Genomic DNA, 18,497 nt, shown 5'->3' on the forward strand with positions numbered 1-18,497 from the left:
CTAATCCTCCCTTGGCAGGTCGTCTTCAAGACGCAGCACGTCATGTCCCAGGGCGTAATGCATGAGACGCGGTCGTTCCACGGATTTTTTCAGTGAATTGATGATGCGGGTCATGCGCCTTGTGCCTTCGAGCACGCCGCCAAGATGTCCGGCGAGTTCGGTGAGGTCGGCGTGGGCAAGGGCGTTCTCCAGTTCAAGGGCCAGCATGCGGCCGCGCGTATCCTCGGGAAACTCCGCCATCAGTTCGCGCGTAAGGCGCAGGGCGCGGGCCTGGTTGGCGTCGATATCCTCCACCAGCTCACCACAGTATTCCGCCTGGTTGCGCATGATGTTGAGGGCGTTGTTGCCGTAGTGGGCCATGGCTCCGGCCGCTTTTTCCAGGGTGTCGCGGGCAACGGCTATGCGGCGGCCCACGGTAAGGGATACAAGGCGCGCGCATTTGCCCAGAAAGCGCTCGTCAAAATTCTCAAAGCCATACTCCCTCGTGGTGTACAGCATGACAAGACCAAAGGGGGGCTTGTCGTTGCGCTCGCGCAGCACAAAGGACAGGCGCGAGCGGTAGCCCTCCTTGTAGATGATGCAGTCAAAGGAGTCGCCGCCCTTTTCAAGGGCCTGAAGGTTGTTGGAAACAACGTAGCGCGTGTGCCTTTGCAGAATGGCGTTCATGACCGGGTGTTCACGCAGGCTTTCTTCCAGCATGGGGGCCACGATGGGAATGGATTTTCCGCGCACATGGTTGGCCGAGCGCGCCACCCACTCGCCCTTGCTGTTGCGCAGACGGCAGACATAGAGCTCCGCATGCATGGCATGCACAAGAATTTCGGCGCTCTGGCGCAGCACTTCGCCGGGAGGGGCCATACGGTCGGCAATGGCGAGCAGGTCGCTGGAAACGCGCAGCAGCATTTCCGTGTCGCTTTGCATTGACGCCACGGAAGACAGCAGGTGCAGCAGGCAACGCCAGCTGCGCAGCGGCACGCCGCGCATGGTGGGCTTATAGCCCTGGTTGAGGGTCCGCTTGGTAGCGGGCAACAGGCCAAGAACGGCCACGCGCATTTCTGGCGGGGCGTATTTCAGAAGCCGGATGATTTCCTCACGGATATCTTCTTTGGTGTGCTGTGCCACCGCGTACTCCGTTTTTCCGCAGGGCGGCCATGGCCGCGGTAGAGAAATATAAAAGGCTGCGGCCTTTCACGCCACAGCCGCCTGGATTTTTATTTGCTGGGAGGCAGGTCTGCTTTAATGGCCCGCAGTCCTGTAGACAAAAAAGCAGGACTTGCCGCAGACTGATAATTATATTCCTGAATGCTCGGCAGGTCAACGGCATTCATTATTTTGACCATTCTGGCGCAGGATTTTCATGATGGGTTTTAACCTGCTTGAAAATCAGTCTGTTTTTTTGAATGGCAGTAAATTTGCATCAGAAAAAATGCGGCCGCGACGTTGTTGCCGTGCCGTGTATGGCAACGACGCCCGCCGGGCAGCGCGGATGACGCGCCGGAAAAATATCGGACACGGGCAGGATTCAGACGCGGCCCCGCTCCGGAGCGCGCGTCAAGCCATTGTGTAAGTCACGCCAAAAGTCCAAGGGCAAGGCCCGCAGATCACAGGAATACTCATGAAGCCCCACAGAACTCTTCTTATCATAGCCTCTTGCCTCGCTGGCGCATTGCTGCTCCTGGGGCTTTTGGCGGGCTTTGTGCCCCAGAAAGAAGGGTATGAGGTGCGTCGCCGGGTGAGCCCCGTGGTGGCCAGCCTGCGGCCCGAGGATATGCCTGCCCCCATTGTTTCGCGGGGCAACGGTTCGCGTCTGTGGTCTTTGCGCCGTGCGGTTTCGCCCGTGGTCGCCACTGCCGTCTCGCCCCTGCCCGCAGGGACGGAGGCAGAGGAGCTTTTTGCCGGTGGCAAGGATTCCCTGGTTCAGCTTGCCCCCCTGCTTGCGCTGGACGGATTCTCCATGCCTTTTCTTCTGGCCGTGCAGCCCCCGCAGTACGGCGACGCCCTGGACGCCAAGGGTCTGCCCCTGCGCTGGCTTGCCGCTGAAACCCTGCTGGAGGGATACAGCCCCTTTACTCCGCGAGCGGACGGCAGGGCGCGTCCGGGTCGGACGGGTAAAGACGGCGCGCCGGCGGACGACGACAGCCTGGGCTACGGCAGCCTGCCAGCCAGGGCCGTCCGTTACCAGCAGTTGGTGGAAAATTTTGCCAGGCGGTATAATCTCAGCACCGAACTGGTATATGCCATCATCCACAGCGAAAGTTCCTTTTCAACCACCCTTGTGAGCGAGAAATCGGCCATGGGACTCATGCAGATACTGCCGGATACCGCCAGCGGTGAAGTGCACAAGTATCTGTACGGACATACGGGCGACATCAGTTTTGACGAACTCAGCGTGCCGGAAGTCAACATCCGTTACGGAACCACCTATCTTCATATTCTGCTCACGCGCTATTTTTCCGGGGTGTATGATCCGCGCGCGCGCGAATACTGCGCGGTAGCGGCATATAACATGGGGCCCAACCGCTTTCTGCGGCTCTTTGGCAAAACCAATGAGGATGCCGTGGATGCCATCAACGCGATGACAGCCGAAGAACTGTATGAAGACCTCACCCGCCGCCTGCCCGTTGCCGAAACACGCGCCTATGTGGCCAAGGTGGCGCGGATGAAGGGGCACTACGCCGCGCTGCAATAGGCCCTGGTGAGCGGTGCTGCCGTCATCCCTGCGGCCACCCTTTATTGTAAGCTGTCCGTGCGGGTACGCGCCGCCCCTGACGCGCCGTGGGCCTTGGGGCGAAACGTCGTGTAAATCCTGTGCCCGTTTACGCCAGTGCGCCGGATTTGTCGTCATGCGCCGGAGGAAGCGCCTTGCGTCGAAATTTATGCACCAACGGGGATTGGTTGGGAAAAAACGGTTGAGGTGGCTGTAAAAACAACGTACACCATTGGCAACACCGCCGTGCGGGCTGTTCAGCGTAACACGGCAATTCTGAGAGGAGTATCCATTACCATGCGAATCCGTTATTTTATGCCGCTGGCCCTGCTGCTGAGCCTGATGCTTATTGCCTGCCAACAGGGCGAAGGCACGTCCCAGCCCAAGCTGGCGGTCGTGGATATGACGCGCATCATGCGTGACAGCGAAGCCGGAAAGGCCGGGGTGAAGCACCTTGAAGCTCTTCAGGCCGAAATGCAGGAACAGCTGAACGCCATTCAGGGACGCCTTGAAAAGAACGCCAATGACGCTGACGCCCAGAAAGAACTGCAGACAGTCTACATGATGTCGCAGCAGCGTATGCAGGTGGAACAGCAGAACGTGGTCAACGTGCTGTATGACACCATGCAGCGCATCGTCAATGCGTACCGCACTGAAAAGGGCTATGCCCTTATCATCAGTTCTGAAGCGGCCGCCTCTTTTGACCCCAAGGCTGACGTGACCGCCGATATCATCGCGGCCATGAACAAGCAGAAGGTGGACTTCAAGCCTATGGCCCCCGAAGGCGATGCCGCTGCCGCCCCTGCCCCCGAAGCGTCAAAGCCCGCCGACAAGGCTGCGGAAAAACCCGCCGCCCCTGCCGACAAGCCCGCTGGCAAGGCTGACAAAAAGTAAGACACACAGCGCGTTTTTGCGCTGCCGGTGTATGCCGGCCAGCGACACTGTAAACCCCCGGTCTTCAGGATCGGGGGTTTTGCTTCTGCCACGGCAGGGGCAGGCTGGAATCAGCCGGATATTGTGACGTTTATGTGCCGGGCTGGACAGGGCGCGGCATGCAGAGCATGCTGGCACTGCTTGCGGCGGCGTACTGATGGAAACAGGGGTACGGCCGCCCTGCGGCACAGCCTTTTGGGCGTCTTTGTGTTGCAATGCCCCCGCCGCATGAACGGCCATCCACAGTGAAGGCGTATACGCAGCTGGAGCCATCGCCCACTGGGTCTCACGCGCCCTTGACGGAATCGTTTTGGGGGAGCATGACAGCCGCGTTGCGGATGCGGGCGGCAGCGCCGTCTTCATTGCGCGAGCAGGCACTGTGACGGGCAAGGCCTGACCCTTGGGAATGGATATGCCAAAAGTTCATGGGCCTGAGGACTGAATGCCCCGCCCCGCCGTTTGGCGGCACAACCATGTTTGTGCCCGCCGCCTTGTGGCTGGCGTCTGTCCGATGAGACGCCAGGGCAGGTTCAGCATGGATCTGCTCCAAAAAATTACCGTATTGCAATGGTTGAGAGTTGATATGTTTCACGCACTTTTTGCAGTTATCCCCGTATTTTGCATCATTGCCTTTGGCGCGCTGCTGAGGACGCGCGACGTTTTGCCCGAAAACGCCGGGCCAGTGCTTGGCGTCTACGTGCTCAAGGTGGCCCTGCCGCTGCTCATCCTGCACCTGCTGGCCGGTGCAAGACCGGAAGACCTGTCCAGGGGCGGCTTCTGGCTTGGCCTCATCGGCTCGCAGCTGTTCGTCTATGTGCTTGGGTATATGGGAGACAAGCTGTTCTGCCGCCGGGGTGTCGGCCCCGCCGTCATCAGCGGGTTTTCCTGTTCGGCCTGCAACGCGGCCTTTGTGGGGCTGCCCATTGTGTCCAACCTCTGGCCCGGCAACGGCGAAGCCATGCTGGTGGCGGGCCTCGCCATCCTCACGCCCAATGTCGTCATTATTCTGGCGCAGGCCCGGCTTGACATCCTGGCCGGTTCTCTGGCCTGGAAAGGCGGCAGCCCGCTGACCTTTGCGGGCAGTCTGGCGCGCATTTTCATTCTGGGCAATCCCCTGCTGCTTGCCACTCTGGTGGGCGCGGTGCTCTCCATGTCGCGACTGGGCCTGTGGGAACCCATGGACCGCGCCATAAGTCTGGTGGGCTACACGGCTGCTCCCTGCATGCTGCTGGCCCTGGGGCTTGATCTGCGGCAAAAGCTTGCCATTGCTACCCGCCGCTCGCAGGGCGGGGTGGCGCTCCGGCAGGCATGGTTCATCTTCTGCAAGCTGGTGCTGCATCCCCTGCTGTGCTGGGGCATCCTGTATGCCTTGGGCGTCACGGGGCTGTGGCTGGTCATTCCCGTGCTTATCAGCGCCACGGCGACGGCCCTGCTGGTCAGCGTCATCGCACAGGTGTACAGCGCCGTGCCGGAAGAGGCTGCCCTCACAGCCGTGGTGACCAATGGCGTGAGCATTCTGACCCTTACGGGCTTTGTGTGGCTGTTCCATGCCATGGGCATGCTTTAGACAGCGCCCTTTGAGAGTGCGTGTGCGCACAGGATATGCCGCGTCCCTTATGGCCTGTAAAAGCGCAGGCGCGCGCACGCTCACACGGCGAGCGGCCGCGCGCGGCCGTCAGGGCAATTGCAATGTGACAATGCTTTAGGGCCGAATGCGGCGTGCATGCCAGCTTTGCGTTGTGCGGGCGGCGTGCATAAAAAGAAACACAGTATGTCTGCAAAAAATGTCCGGCCTGCCGGACATTTTTTGTTTGCGGCCCTTTGAGGAAATGCGTCAGCCCCGGCCCGCAGCGAGGCCGGAGCGCTGGCAGCGGCTGCGCCTGCTCCTGCACGGCGGGCGTCAATGCGGGCGTGCCCCAAAGCGTTTCAAGATGAAAAACGCCTCAATGACCGGGGCCGTCCGAGCTGTTATCCGGCGCAGGAGCCAGGGTGACAACGCTGTCGGAGTCCAGGGTGTTGGGGTCGTGGGCGCGAACAAACGCCTTGGCAAAGCTGACAAAGGCCTGCGCCGCGTCAGAGAGTTTACGAAGCCCGGGGGTATAGAGCTGCATCTTGCGCCGCAAAACAGGCTCGTGCAGCAGTGTGGCCGTAAGCCCGTAGCCTCTGGCCAGCAGCAGCGAAAAACGCCCGGCAAGAGCCACGCCACAACCCGAGGCGGCAAGGGCAAACGCGGTTGGCATCTGGTTGACCACATGGCCGATGAGAAAAGGCGGCTGCGGGCCTACGTCAGCTGCGATATAACCGACGGACTCCCTGCCCACAGCGATGATGGGAACTTTTTTGACCTCGTCCCAGGTGCTGTAGCGGCCAGCCAGGGGGTGATCAGGCCGCGAAAGCATGCTCACCGGAGTGGAAAAAAAATGCTGTGCGGTTATTCCGGCTTCCGGATGACGAGCCGGACCAAAACCAACCTCGGCATCTCCCTGCTGTATGCTTGACTGCACCTGCGCCATGGGCTGATCCACCAACTCCACGCGGATGTTGGGCTGCGCCCGCGTGAAGTGCGCCAGCAGCAGCGGCAACAAGGTGCAGGCAATAAGCGGCGCACCCACGATGCGCACGCGCCCGGCGCGCAGGCTGCAAAGGTCGCCAGCATATTTTTCCATCAGCAGAAATTCATGAAAAGCCTTCTGGGCCAGTCCGTAAAATTCCCGGCCATCAGGCGACAGGGAGACAAAACGCGATGTTCTGTCAAAAAGCGGCACTCCTACCTGGCCTTCCAGTTCCTTGATGAGATTGCTTACCGCGCTTTGCGTTATGTGAAGCGCCGTCCCGGCGGCTGTAAAGCTGCGCAGGTCAGCAACCATAAGAAAAGCCTCTATCTGGCGCAAAGTCATTTGCATTGATTTTTCTCTTGTTTTTTGACGATTGATAACTTCAGGTTATCAATCGAGAACTAAAAACAATTTTACCAGTATCAGCATCAGTCGTAGAGTGCATATTAAGACATATTCAAAGAAATTTAAGCCGGCATGCTTCGTAATGTCTGTGTAAAAGGAAGAGTTGTTATTTATTCAGGGGATAATTGATGCGTATCAGCAGGTAACAAAATATTGTATAGGGGGAAAACCATGAACACAGAAGTGATGCCTGGTTTACATAGTGCGTCACAGCAGGAAATACCTACAAAAAAACGTTTTGTCATTGTTTTTTGCCTGTTCATTGGTATCTTTATCGCATATCTGGACAGAGTCAACGTTTCGGTGCTGGCCGCCGATGATCCATTTTTGATCGAGATGGGCATCAAGGGGCTTCCAGTACAGATCGGCATGATGATGTCAGTATTTCTGGCAGCTTACGGCGTAGCTAACGTGGTGCTGTCGCCGCTTGGGGATTATCTTGGACCGCGCAAATCCATGATGCTCTGCATCGGCCTGTGGACGATATCACTGTTTATGGGCGGCATTGCCTCCACATTCACGATGATTGTCGCCAGCCGGGTGCTGCTTGGCATTGGCGAGGGTGCGTACTATCCGCTGCAAAGCGTGTTCGTAAAAAACTGGTTTCCAAAACAGGAAAGAGGGCGTGCCAATGCCGCGTGGGTCGTGGGCCAATCCGTGGCGCCAGCCATCGCCATGCCTTTTTTTGCCTATTTGATAGCCGGGTTCGGCTGGCGCTCAAATTTCTGGGTTTGCCTGGTTTTGGGTTTGATTCCGCTTTATCTGCTTTGGCGGCACGCCGCGGATACTCCCCGCCAGCACAAGAGCATCAATAAGGCCGAGCTTGCTTTCATTGAAGCGGGGCAGGACACGCCCGGTCCCAAGGGTGAAGTCATCCCTCTCAAGGCACGTTTTAGCGGTTTTGTTGGTAATTACCGCTACTGGCTGCTGGTGTTCTGGTATCTTTGCCTTCAGTGCATGTACTGGGGGCTTATCACCTGGTTGCCAAGTTACCTCAAGACCGCCAGAAACTTCAGCTGGCAGGAAATGGGCTGGCTGGCCTCACTACCCTTCGTGCTTTCCATTATTTTCAAGGTATTCAGCGGCGTTCTGGCCGACAAGGTGGGCAGAAGCGCGCCTATCCTCATGGCGGCAATGTTTTTTGCGGGCATTTGCGTGTACCTGGGGGCAACCACCGAACATAAGTATCTGTCCGCCGTGCTGCTGGCCCTGGCAGTGGCTTTCTGCACCATGGGCACGCCCGTGGCCTGGACCCTGCTTCAGGGCATAATTCCTTCCTCCTCTATGTCTACGGCTTCGGGCACCATGAACGGTCTGGCCAATGGGCTGGCATCTCTGGCCCCCGCCATGATCGGCTTTTTTATATCCACCACCGGCCACTATGGCGGCGGTTTGCTCTGCCTTGTCTTCACCGGCGCGGCGGCAACGGTGGCGGCGGGCATCCTTGCCCTGCAAAAGTATTAAGCATGCTCACAGGAGACGCATATGAAAATTACAAGCATTGATATTATTGACGTTGCCAATGATTTTCAGTCCGCCACCAGCAAATGGCGTCCGGTGGTTGTAAGGATCAATACCGACGAAGGCATCAGCGGGTATGGAGAAGTTGGTCTGGCTTACGGTGTGGGGGCATCCGGGGGCTTTGGCGTGGCCAGGGATCTGGCGGGCATTCTTCTGGGCATGGATCCCATGCGCAGTGAAGCCATATGGGAAAAAATGCTGCGCAAGACGTTCTGGGGGCAGGGCGGCGGCGGTATTTTTTCCGCAGCCATGAGCGGCATAGACATCGCGTTGTGGGATATCAAGGGCAAAGCGCTCAACGTGCCCCTGTATCAGCTTCTTGGCGGTAAAACGCGCGACAAGATACGCACCTATGCCAGCCAGCTCCAGTTTGGTTGGGGCGACGGCAAGGACAAGGCCATGCTGGTTGAGCCGGAACAATACGCCGAAGCCGCGCTGATCGCTGTGGAAGAAGGCTACGACGCCATCAAGGTGGACGTGATCGCTATGGACGGCGAGGGCAGGTGGAACCAGCAGGACCTTCAGGGTGTTCTGCCAGACCGCGTACTGCGCAGGGGCTACGACAGGCTGGCGGCCATGCGCAAGGCCATAGGGCCGGATGTGGACATTATAGTTGAGATGCACTCCTTCACGTCAACCACTCCGGCGATCCAGTTCGGCCGTATGATTGAAGAGCTGGGCGTGCTTTACTATGAAGAGCCGACCATGCCCCTGAACCCCAAACAGATGAAGAAGATTTCAGACAATGTGGGCATTCCTCTGGCGGCAGGCGAGCGCATCTACTGGCGCTGGGGCTACAGACCCTTTCTTGAAGACGGCTCGCTGAGCGTCATTCAGCCGGATATCTGCACTTGCGGCGGCGTTTCAGAAGTGAAAAAAATCTGCGACATGGCCCACGTTTACGATGTGACGGTACAGATCCACGTTTGCGGCGGCCCCATTTCCACGGCGGCGGCTCTGCATATGGAAGCGGCCATTCCCAACTTCATGATTCATGAGCTGCACCGTTATGCCCTGCTGGAGCCCAATACCCGTACCTGCGTGCACAACTATATGCCGGAAAAAGGCATGTACTCGGTGCCCGAACTGCCCGGTCTTGGTCAGGAACTTACAAAGGAAACCCTGGAAGCTTCCACTGTGGTGACGGTAAAATAGGCGGCACTCTTTTTTGTCAAAACTGAGGATGCCCGGCACGGTCTTGCGTCCGTGCCGGGCATCCGACCTTGTAGCGCCATCTGGCTTTTGCCTGCCTGCGCAGGCTCGCAGCGTTCTTTTGAACTAGCCGATCAGGCGGTTGGTTGTGTTGAGGCGGTTATGGACGCCTGTTTGCCACGAAAAATATAAGCAGCAAGGCTGCGGCAATGGCGCAGCAGCCTGAAAACAGAAATGCGCACGTTGGTGATATGCCCTGGTATAAAAAACCAAATAATACCGAAGCGGGAAGAAGGAACAGGCCGGTCGTCAGGTTGAACCAGCCAAAAGCCGTTCCCCGGCGGTCTTCTGCCACCAGATCAACCACCAGGGCTTTTTCGACCCCTTCAGTGGCTCCCATAAACAGGCCGTAGAGGCCGAAAAGGAGGAAGAGCACGCCTGTATTTTTTTCTATGGCACTGATCCCAAAGTAAAATACGGCATATGCCGTATAGCCGCAGACCAATACCGTGATGCGTCCGACCTTGTCCGACAGTGCCGACAGGGGGATGGAAAAAATCATGGCAACCGCGGACACGGCCGCCCAAAGCAGCGGCACATATTCTGACGGCATTCCGACTTCTTTGGCGCGAAGCAGCAGAAACATGTTTGAAGAATTGCCGAGCGTAAAAAGGGCGACAACCACAAGGTATTTTTTGAATACCGGGGGCATGTCGCCCAGGCGCCAGTCAAAGGCAACGCGCTTTGGAGCGGGCGTCGCAGGGGCGGATTCCCGTATTTTCAGCGAAAGAACAAGGCAGATGAGCGCGGGAACTATGGCCCACAAGAAGATATGCGCAAGCGGAACCTCCCACGACAACAGAGCGAAGGCCAACAGCGGGCCGATAACCGCTCCCGCGTTATCCATGGCTCTATGCAGGCCAAAGGCCAGCCCGCGCTGACCGGGCGCTGCGCAGGAGGCCAGCAGCGCATCACGTGGGGAAGTTCGCAGGCCTTTGCCCACCCTGTCGGCAAAACGGATGAGCAGAAGCCAGCCCCAGCTTTCGGCAAGGGCGATCAGGGGACGGCCGAACCCGGCAAGGCTGTAGCCCAGGATAATCCACGGCTTTGCTGTACGGGTGCGGTCCATGATGACCCCTGAAAACAGTTTCAGCAGGCTTGCCGTGGCCTCCGCTATCCCTTCAATGATGCCAAGCGCGCGAGGCCCGGCCATCAGTACTGAAGACAGGTAGAGCGGAATGACCGGGTATAACATCTCGCTCGCGCTGTCATTGCACAGGCTTATCAGGCCAATGAGCCAGATGTTGCGCGGCAGGTTCAAAATTCCGTGTATCATTTTCCAGTTCCCGCAGCGTGAACGGTGCTATTCTTCGCCGGTGACGCCGAATTCAATGGGCGTTTTCACATAAAAAATCTTGAGGCGCTCTGCGGCAATTTTCGCAAACAGCAGGTCTGATTTTTCCGTGGTTACAGCCATGGTGACTTCCATAGGTTGCGTGCCAAGGTCGAAAAAGTGGGCGGAATGCAATTTGCCGTCGCGGCCATAGCCGCTTTGCGCCGCAGTTACGGTTACGCCGCTGATGCCAAGCTTTCTGGCTTCTGCAGTCAGCCATTCGGCAATGGTCAAAGCGCCGTGAAGGCGGGTCTGCTGCGTGAAGAACGTCAATTGATAGCCTTGCATGGGCGGCCTCCTAAATATGCAGGTTTTTGAGCAGGGCAAACGTGGCGATGCCCAGAAGCGTCATCAGCAGGGAGCCGAAAACGTGCAGCCCAATTGCGCCCACTGCCATGACAAGGCGCTGCTGCTGCAAGAGAGCGGTTACTTCAGCGGAGAATGTGGAAAAGGTCGTGAGCCCGCCCAGAAATCCGGTGATGCACAAGAGCCGCCATTCCGGGGACAGGGTCGGAAAAAAGTCAAAAAAGCTGACGGCCAGGCCGATGCAGTAGCCGCCGATGAGGTTGGCCGCAAGCGTGCCCATGGGGATTGGCGGGAACAGCGCGTTGAGCGTGAGCCCCAGCCCCCAGCGCAGTACCGAACCTGCCGACGCTCCCAGGCTTATGGCAATGACGGACTTCAGCATATGCGGGCGCTCCTTCCGGCATCATGACGTGGTGAGACGACGTTCCTGTGTCGGGCACAGCCCACCTGCGCTTTCGCTGGCGGTCGCACGGACAAAACGTGCTGAAAGCAGACTTCACATATTCCGAAAGTTCCAAGGGTTGTCGTTGTGTGCAACATGGCATCCTCCGATAAAAAATACGCGCACCAAAAAAAAAGATAACCACACCCTTGGGCGTGGTTATCACAAAAAATACCTGACAACGCCGAAGCAGTGGCAGGAGTTATCAGCAAACGCGGTTCAAGGGGAACTCCATCCCCGTTCGGACAAGCTTATTCGCTTGGCGCAAAAAGTCAATTCCCCCGTGGGCGCAAGCGCCTGCGCCCGCAGCCACTAGAGCAATTTCAAAATGAAGTTGCCCTAAAAGTAAACGTTTTGGAGGGTGGGGGAGTGGGGGAGGATATCCTTTTACAAAAGGGTCCCTCCCCCCCACAAAGCATTCTCCCTCCCACGAAGTATTACATAAAGCTGCCTGCCTGATAGCTGCTGCGCACCAGCGGAGCGGAAAACACATGCTTTATGCCCAGAGATTTTCCGTACGCGGCGTAGGCATCAAACTGTTCCGGGGTCACGTAGCGGTCAAGGGGGTGGTGCTCCTTGCTGGGCGGCAGGTACTGGCCGATGGTGATGATGGAGCAGCCCGCGGCATGCAGATCGTCCACCACCTGACGCACCTGATCGTCGGTTTCGCCCAGGCCCACCATAAGGCCGCTCTTGGCCACGCCGCCCGCCACGTGCACGCGGCGCAGCAGCTCAAGGCTCTGTTCGTAGCGGGCCTGGGGCCGCACGCGGCTGTAGAGGGCCGGATGCGTTTCCACATTGTGATTGATGATGTCGGGCGCGGCGGTCATGACAGTGCGCAGCGCCGCTTCATTGCCCTGAAAGTCGGGAATGAGCACCTCAATGCTGCTCGCGGGCAGCGCGCTTCTGACGGCGGCGATGGTGCGGGCGAAATGTTCTGCGCCGCCGTCTTCCAGGTCGTCGCGCGTGACCGAGGTTATGACGATATGTTTGAGTCCCAGAGTCCGGGCCGCCTTGGCCACGCGTTCCGGCTCGTCAGGGCTGGGAGCGGCGGTCTGGCCCGGGTGGATGTTGCAGAAGCGGCAGTTGCGCGTGCATATTTCGCCCAGGATCAGAAATGTGGCCGTGCCGGAAGAGTAGCACTCCTGCCGGTTGGGACAATTGGCGGCCTTGCATACGGTGAAGAGGCCCAGGTCGTCCACAAGGCCCGTGGTGGTGAAAAAGCGCTTGTCAGAGGCCAGGGGGCGGCGCAGCCAGGGGGGCATGCGCAGGGATTTTTGCGCGCCGGGGCCGCAAGTGGTGGAGGCGGAAGTTTTGCAGTTCACTTTTCTGTCCTTTATGCGCTGTGAAGCAATTTCATAAGGCTGTCGCGCCCCTGCATGACGGGGGCCTCCCCGCTGGCGGCGGGGTAAAAGACGGCGTGAAACTCCCTGATGAAGGCCCGCTTGACCGCATCCATAGACGGCGCGGTCTGCGCGGATTCTCTGGCTATGGACGTGGCGGAAACGCCGTCCAGTCCGCAGGGAGTGACGAAGTTGAAAAGAGAAAGGTCTTCGACCACGTTGAGGGCCAGACCGTGCATGGTCACGTATTTTTTTACGGCAATGCCCAGGGAGGCTATTTTTCTGCCGTCTGTCCACACGCCGGGGAAGCCCTCGCGCCGGGCGGCGGTCACGCCAAAGTGCGCCAGCATGCGGATGGCGGCCTCTTCAAGGTCGTGCACATAGGCACGGATGCCGCCGGAGCGCTTTTTCAGGTCAATGAGGGGATAGGCCACCAACTGACCGGGGAAATGACAGGTCACGTTGCCGCCCCTGGTGCTCCGCACCACGTCCACATGCCCCTTGCACAGGGATTCCAGATGGGGCGGCACGTTTTCCGCGCCGGAATTCTTGCCGACGCTCACGGTGGGCGGGTGTTCCAGCACCAGCAGGACGTCGTCTCCGCCCGCCTGTACCCATGCCAGTACCCGCTCTTGCAGGGCGAATGCGTCAAGATAGCCGATGCGGTCAAGGTCAAATGCCAACATGTTCATGCCGTGGGGTTGTGGGTCTGAGAAATCCTGGGTCAGGAGCGTACGCCATTGGCCCGGCTTGCGTTGTATCGCCCGCGACAGATATGGCCGGGCAGGCGCGGGCAGAATACCGGCGGGGCTCTGTATGGCGCGGGCCGCGCGTCGGCCTCTGCATGCCTGTTGCCGACCCTGCCTGTGGTATGGTCAGCAGTGCTGTTGTCAGCCGTTCCGTGGTCAGGCGTGCCGGAAAAAACGGGGCCGTGAAGGACGTCCGCAAATCGGCAGAGACCTCTGAGTCCGCATGGTTGCGATCAACAGCGCGGCCTCCGGCAGAATCTGAAATGCCGCACTACCTGAGGTCGCACGGGGTCGCGCCCTGCGACAGAAAAATCAGTTCTTCCGTGATGTCCAGCAGTTCCTCCATCAATCCGCCGCCGCTCATGGGATGGCCGAAAAGCGCCTGCCGCTGGTTGTCCAGGCCGCGTCTGTCCACGGCGTCCGGCAGTGTGGGATGGAGGGTTTCGGCCAGTCGGCAGGCCAGAAAATAGCCCTCGGCTCCGGCGGCGAACAGATCGGCCAGCCTGCTGAAGCGCGGCTCCACCTCCCGCCAGTAGGCCAGGGCGGCGGGCGAGGGCGCAAGGCTGGCAGCCGTGCACAGGGCCGCGTGCAGGTTGTTGCAGGCCGCGCCCGGCAGTCCGGCGCGCCAGCCCCACAGCCAGTGGGTGCGCGCAAAAAAGAGATGGTGCTCGACGGCCAGATCCAGCAGGCCGCGCATGTGACGCAGGGCCGCAAGCAGCGGGCCGCTGCGGCTGCCTTCCGGCCAGGCGTGGCAGGGGTGGCGCAATTGCCACAGGGGCACGTCGGCGCGGGAGGGCGCAAGCCCGGTAAGCTGTTGCAGCAGTTGGGCCAGCCATGCGTTGGCGTCCGGGCTGTGCGGGGTTTCCAGGTGGGAATAGCTCAGCACATAATGGCCCTGGCCGTAGTCGCCGCTGACCACAAGGGGCTGGCCCTTGAGAAAGTCCGCCGACAGGTTGACGCCGTACAGCGCCTGCCACTGCTCGAAAATGTGCGGCGGCACGCTCTGCAGGGGCAGGTCGGCCAGCCAGAAATCGGCGTCGGGCGCATCGTAGGACGCCAGAATCCGTACTGGCGTGTTTTCTTCAGCGGCAAAGCGCCCAGGCCACCAAACGGGCAGGCTGGGGCCGGGGGGGGCGTCCTGTTGAGGCTGGCTCTGGCGCGGGCTTGGGCACTGGCCGGACTTTCCGGCTGTGGCCGTCGCGCGGGACGGCGTGTCAGATGCCGGGGCAGCCGGGTTCATGACCACAGAGGCTGGCGCAGCCGCCGCACTGGCGCGGCGCTTGCCTGCGGCGTCGGTCGCTTCGCGGGGATTCGCCTGTGCGCCGCCTGCGTCATTTGGGCCGTCCATACCATACGCTGGGCCATACGCCGGGCCATTCGCCGTGCCGCCCGTGCCGCGCGCTTGCGGGCAAAAGGAAAATTCGTCGCCTTCAAGCATGCGCACCTGCGCATGGCCCGAAATGAGGTGGTGCAGCCTTTCGGGGTATCCGGCCCGCGACCAGGGGCAGATGCCCAGCCCATCCTGGGGCGCGGCATGGCTCAGGGCCAGTCCGGCCCCGCCGCAGAAGCCCAGATAGTTGCCGCCAGCTTCCATCCATTGGCGCACGGCGGCCCTTCCCGCATCACCCAGTCCGGCCGCCTTGAGGCGGGCGTTGCCGCCGGGAACCAGCAGCAGGGCGGCGCGATCTGCCGCATTTTTGTCTGTGGCGGCAGACTGTTGGGCCTCGCCGGAAGCGTGAAAACGCTGCGGCTTGCCTAAAAGGACGCCTTGGGCTATCTCTTTTCCCTTAACCAGGCGGCAGGGCAGTCCCATCGCGCGCACAGCGCGCCAGGCCATGAGGCCCCAGATGTGGGACGAATCCCATAAAATACAGATTGGCTGAGCGGCATGCATAGTGCTGCACTATTGCCGCCTTTTACGGAGAATGCAAGATGGCGGATACCCTCCCCAAGGGCTATGAGCCCCATGACGTGGAAGCCCGGTGGTGCAAACACTGGGAAGAAGACAAGACCTTCACGCCTGATCCGGACGCCCCTGGCGAGCCTTATTCCATAGTCATTCCCCCGCCCAACGTCACCGGCGCGCTGCACATCGGCCACGCCCTCAACGTCACGCTCATCGACGTGCTCTGCCGTCATGCCCGCCAGAAGGGCAAAAACGTGCTCTGGGTGCCCGGCACCGACCACGCGGGCATTGCCACGCAGAACGTGGTTGAGCGCGCTCTGGCCAAGGAAGGCAAGGGTCGCAAGGATCTGGGGCGCGAAGCCTTTATCGAGCGCGTGTGGGAGTGGCGCGAAGATTACGGCCACCGCATTCTTGACCAGATACGCGCCCTCGGCGCTTCGGTGGATTGGTCGCGCCTGCGCTTCACCATGGACGAAGGGCTTTCCGCCGCCGTGCGCAAGGTTTTTGTGCAGCTGTATAATGAAGACCTCATTTACAAGGGCGACTATATCATCAACTGGTGCTCCCGTTGCCATACGGCCCTGGCCGATGACGAGGTGGAACACGAGCAGAGCAGGGGCAAGCTCTGGAAGGTGCGCTACCTTCTGAAAGACGGCTCCGGCTCCATCGTCATCGCCACCACGCGCCCTGAAACCATCCCCGGCGACACGGCCATCTGCGTGCATCCCGAAGACGAGCGCTATGCCGGCATGATAGGCAGGACGGCCCTTGTGCCGGTGCTCGGGCGCGAGATTCCCATCATCGCCGACGCCTATGTGGACCGCGAGTTCGGCACAGGCGCGCTCAAGGTGACGCCAAGCCACGACCACAACGACTGGATGCTCGGCAAAAAGCACGATCTGCTCTTTATCCAGGCCATTGACGAAAACGGCATCATGAAGGCCGAGGCCGGCATTTATGAAGGCCTGACCAAGGAAGCCTGCCGCGAAAAAATCGTGGCCGATATTGAAGCCGCCGGACAGCTTGAAGGCATTGAAGAACTGGACCACGCCGTGGGCCATTGCTACCGCTGCCATACGGTGGTGGAACCGCACGTGTCCACCCAGTGGTTTGTGGCCGCCACCAAGATGGCCCCCGCCGCCCGCGACGCCGTGCCCGACATGACCCGCATCCTGCCCGAAAACTGGCTCAAGACCTACTATCACTGGCTGGACAATATCCGCGACTGGTGCATCAGCCGTCAGATATGGTGGGGGCACCGCATCCCCGCCTGGACCTGCGAGGACTGCGGCCAGCTTATCGTGACCGAAGAAGCGCCGGAGGCCTGCCCCCACTGCGCCGGCGCCCACCTCAAGCAGGACGAGGACGTGCTGGACACCTGGTTCTCGTCCGCGCTCTGGCCTTTCTCCACCATGGGCTGGCCCGCGGACACCAAGGAACTGCACCGCTGGTATCCCACGTCCGTACTGGTGACAGGTTTTGACATCCTGTTCTTCTGGGTGGCCCGCATGATGATGATGGGCATCCATTTCATGGGCAAGCCGCCCTTTGCCGACGTGTATCTGCACGCGCTGGTGCGCGACGCCTCCGGCCGCAAGATGTCCAAGTCCACGGGAAATGTCATCAATCCTCTGGAAATGATTGACAAATACGGCTGCGATTCCCTGCGCTTCACCCTCACGGCCTTTGCCGCCATGGGGCGTGATATCCGCCTTTCAGAAGAGCGCATCGAAGGCTACCGCCATTTTGTCAACAAGCTCTGGAACGCGGCCCGCTTCACCCTCATGAACCTGCCTGAAGAAGCCCCGGCCTCCGTGGATCTTGGCGACATTCAGGGGCTGCACCATCAATGGCTGCTGCACAGGCTTGAGACGGTCAAGCAGGAAATGGATCTGGCCCTTACAGAATACCGCTTCAACGATGCGGCCCAGCTTGGCTACAAGTTTTTGTGGAACGAGTTCTGCGACTGGTACCTCGAACTGATCAAGCCCGACATGTACAGCGAAGACGAACAGCGCAAGGCAGCCGCACAGTATGTGCTGTGGGTGGCCCTGCGTGAAACGCTGCTGCTGCTGCACCCCATCATGCCTTTTGTCACCGCCGAAATCTGGGCCGCCCTGCCCGTGCCCGCCGGTGAAAAAGCCACAGATCTGGCCCGCGAACTGTACCCGGTCCCGCGTCCGGCCTGCGTGCGTCCCGCCGAGGCCGCGCGTATGGAGCTCGTCCAGGGCGTCATCGGGGCCGTGCGCACCATCAAGGCGGAATTGGGCATCAGCCCCTCGCACCGCGTCAGCCTTATGCTGCATCCCGTGGATGCCGACCAGCAGAATCTGCTGGAAGAAAACCGCGATCTCATGTTGACCCTGGCCCGTCTGGAAGACCTCACCGTGGGCGTTGACGTGTCCGCGCCCAAGGCTTCGGCCTCTGCCGTGGTTGAAGGCTGCCAGGTTATCGTGCCCCTGCGCGGCGCTGTGGACCTCAATGGCGAACTGGCCCGTCTGGACAAGGAACTGGCCAAGCTTGAAAAGGACGTTGTGGGCGTCAACATGAAGCTCAGCAATGAAAGTTTTGTGAGCCGCGCGCCCGCCGATGTTGTGGAACGTGAACGTGAACGCGCCGAAAAGCTGCTGGACGCCAAGGCCAAGATGGTTGCGCTGCGCGCGCGCTTTGCCGAGGCTTTGAGCGAGGAATAATCGCGACAGCGTACCGTGCTGTAAAAAAGGGGTTTTCAACGCTGCCTTCCGCGTATTTTGCGGGGCTGGCAGGATGAAAATCCCTTTTTCGCGCCCGGCCTCGCGGCTGCGCGGGTCGCGCAGGCTGCCTGCGGCGTCAGGAGCGTGCTGTTTGAAAGGCTTTGTGGGGGAGGGACCCTTTTGCAAAAGGGTCTCCTCCCCCACGCCCCCACCCCCTAAAACTTTTGTCGCGGTAGAGTGTGGGCGCGCAGTAGTTTCTGATCTGAGGCGGGGCAGGCAGAAGCAGCGTCTTTCAGGCAGCGCACCGCGCAAGGTTTATCCGCCAAGTTTATTTGCGCTGCTGCGAGCCGGAACGGGCGCGCCGAAATTTTGTGGGAATGTGCGTGCGCAAT

At 59.9% G+C, this 18,497-nt stretch carries 14 protein-coding genes and 1 riboswitch; of the genes, 6 read left to right on the forward strand and 8 right to left on the reverse strand.

What is annotated here, in order from left to right; all coding sequences use genetic code 11:
* The gene (locus ACZ5DH_RS14525) at nt 1-1,122 is read right to left on the reverse strand and encodes a hypothetical protein (RefSeq protein ID WP_464254956.1); all 1,122 of its coding nucleotides are present in this window, start codon (nt 1,120-1,122) and stop codon (nt 1-3) included.
* 493 nt (nt 1,123-1,615) lie between these two features.
* Between ACZ5DH_RS14525 and ACZ5DH_RS14530 the strand changes: the two genes are divergently transcribed.
* The 3 genes from ACZ5DH_RS14530 (at nt 1,616) to ACZ5DH_RS14540 (ending at nt 5,207) form a co-directional block, all read left to right on the forward strand.
* Entirely contained in the window at nt 1,616-2,689 is a 1,074-nt protein-coding gene (locus tag ACZ5DH_RS14530) for a transglycosylase SLT domain-containing protein (protein ID WP_464254957.1), read from the forward strand.
* A 315-nt stretch (nt 2,690-3,004) separates the two neighbouring features.
* Nucleotides 3,005-3,601, forward strand: a complete 597-nt coding sequence (locus tag ACZ5DH_RS14535) for an OmpH family outer membrane protein (RefSeq protein ID WP_464254958.1) — start codon at nt 3,005-3,007, stop codon at nt 3,599-3,601.
* A 622-nt stretch (nt 3,602-4,223) separates the two neighbouring features.
* Nucleotides 4,224-5,207, forward strand: a complete 984-nt coding sequence (locus ACZ5DH_RS14540) for an AEC family transporter (protein ID WP_464254959.1) — start codon at nt 4,224-4,226, stop codon at nt 5,205-5,207.
* A gap of 376 nt (nt 5,208-5,583) precedes the next feature.
* Here ACZ5DH_RS14540 and ACZ5DH_RS14545 read toward each other — a convergent pair whose 3' ends face one another.
* Nucleotides 5,584-6,543 carry a LysR family transcriptional regulator gene (locus tag ACZ5DH_RS14545; RefSeq protein ID WP_464254960.1) on the reverse strand — a complete coding sequence of 320 codons (960 nt, stop codon included), beginning with the start codon at nt 6,541-6,543 and terminating at the stop codon, nt 5,584-5,586.
* A gap of 228 nt (nt 6,544-6,771) precedes the next feature.
* Between ACZ5DH_RS14545 and ACZ5DH_RS14550 the strand changes: the two genes are divergently transcribed.
* Complete coding sequence (locus ACZ5DH_RS14550; protein WP_464254961.1) at nt 6,772-8,064, forward strand: MFS transporter; 1,293 nt, start codon at nt 6,772-6,774, stop codon at nt 8,062-8,064.
* A gap of 21 nt (nt 8,065-8,085) precedes the next feature.
* Nucleotides 8,086-9,276 (forward strand): mandelate racemase/muconate lactonizing enzyme family protein, encoded by a 1,191-nt coding sequence (locus tag ACZ5DH_RS14555; RefSeq protein WP_464254962.1) that lies wholly within the window; start codon nt 8,086-8,088, stop codon nt 9,274-9,276.
* A 157-nt stretch (nt 9,277-9,433) separates the two neighbouring features.
* Here the strand turns inward: ACZ5DH_RS14555 and ACZ5DH_RS14560 are convergent, their stop codons facing one another.
* The 6 genes from ACZ5DH_RS14560 to ACZ5DH_RS14585 form a co-directional block, all read right to left on the reverse strand.
* Nucleotides 9,434-10,609: an MFS transporter gene (locus ACZ5DH_RS14560; RefSeq protein WP_464254963.1), complete on the reverse strand. Its 1,176-nt coding sequence runs from the start codon at nt 10,607-10,609 to the stop codon at nt 9,434-9,436.
* A 27-nt stretch (nt 10,610-10,636) separates the two neighbouring features.
* Nucleotides 10,637-10,954, reverse strand: coding sequence for a DUF190 domain-containing protein (locus ACZ5DH_RS14565; RefSeq protein WP_464254964.1), 318 nt, complete (start codon nt 10,952-10,954; stop codon nt 10,637-10,639).
* Between the two features lie 10 nt (nt 10,955-10,964).
* The gene (gene crcB, locus ACZ5DH_RS14570) at nt 10,965-11,354 is read right to left on the reverse strand and encodes a fluoride efflux transporter CrcB (protein WP_464254965.1); all 390 of its coding nucleotides are present in this window, start codon (nt 11,352-11,354) and stop codon (nt 10,965-10,967) included.
* A 249-nt stretch (nt 11,355-11,603) separates the two neighbouring features.
* A riboswitch (Fluoride riboswitch) is annotated at nt 11,604-11,662 on the reverse strand.
* Nucleotides 11,663-11,851: 189 nt separating this feature from the next.
* Nucleotides 11,852-12,739 (reverse strand): lipoyl synthase, encoded by an 888-nt coding sequence (gene lipA, locus ACZ5DH_RS14575; RefSeq protein ID WP_464254966.1) that lies wholly within the window; start codon nt 12,737-12,739, stop codon nt 11,852-11,854.
* An 11-nt stretch (nt 12,740-12,750) separates the two neighbouring features.
* Complete coding sequence (gene lipB / locus ACZ5DH_RS14580) at nt 12,751-13,443, reverse strand: lipoyl(octanoyl) transferase LipB (protein ID WP_464254967.1); 693 nt, start codon at nt 13,441-13,443, stop codon at nt 12,751-12,753.
* A 334-nt stretch (nt 13,444-13,777) separates the two neighbouring features.
* Nucleotides 13,778-15,343 carry a BPL-N domain-containing protein gene (locus tag ACZ5DH_RS14585; protein ID WP_464254968.1) on the reverse strand — a complete coding sequence of 522 codons (1,566 nt, stop codon included), beginning with the start codon at nt 15,341-15,343 and terminating at the stop codon, nt 13,778-13,780.
* Between the two features lie 95 nt (nt 15,344-15,438).
* Here ACZ5DH_RS14585 and ACZ5DH_RS14590 point away from each other — a divergent pair, with 95 nt between their 5' ends.
* Nucleotides 15,439-18,105, forward strand: coding sequence for a valine--tRNA ligase (locus ACZ5DH_RS14590; protein ID WP_464254969.1), 2,667 nt, complete (start codon nt 15,439-15,441; stop codon nt 18,103-18,105).
* Nucleotides 18,106-18,497: the final 392 nt, after the last annotated feature.

It is taken from the genome of Desulfovibrio simplex, from assembly GCF_055387835.1.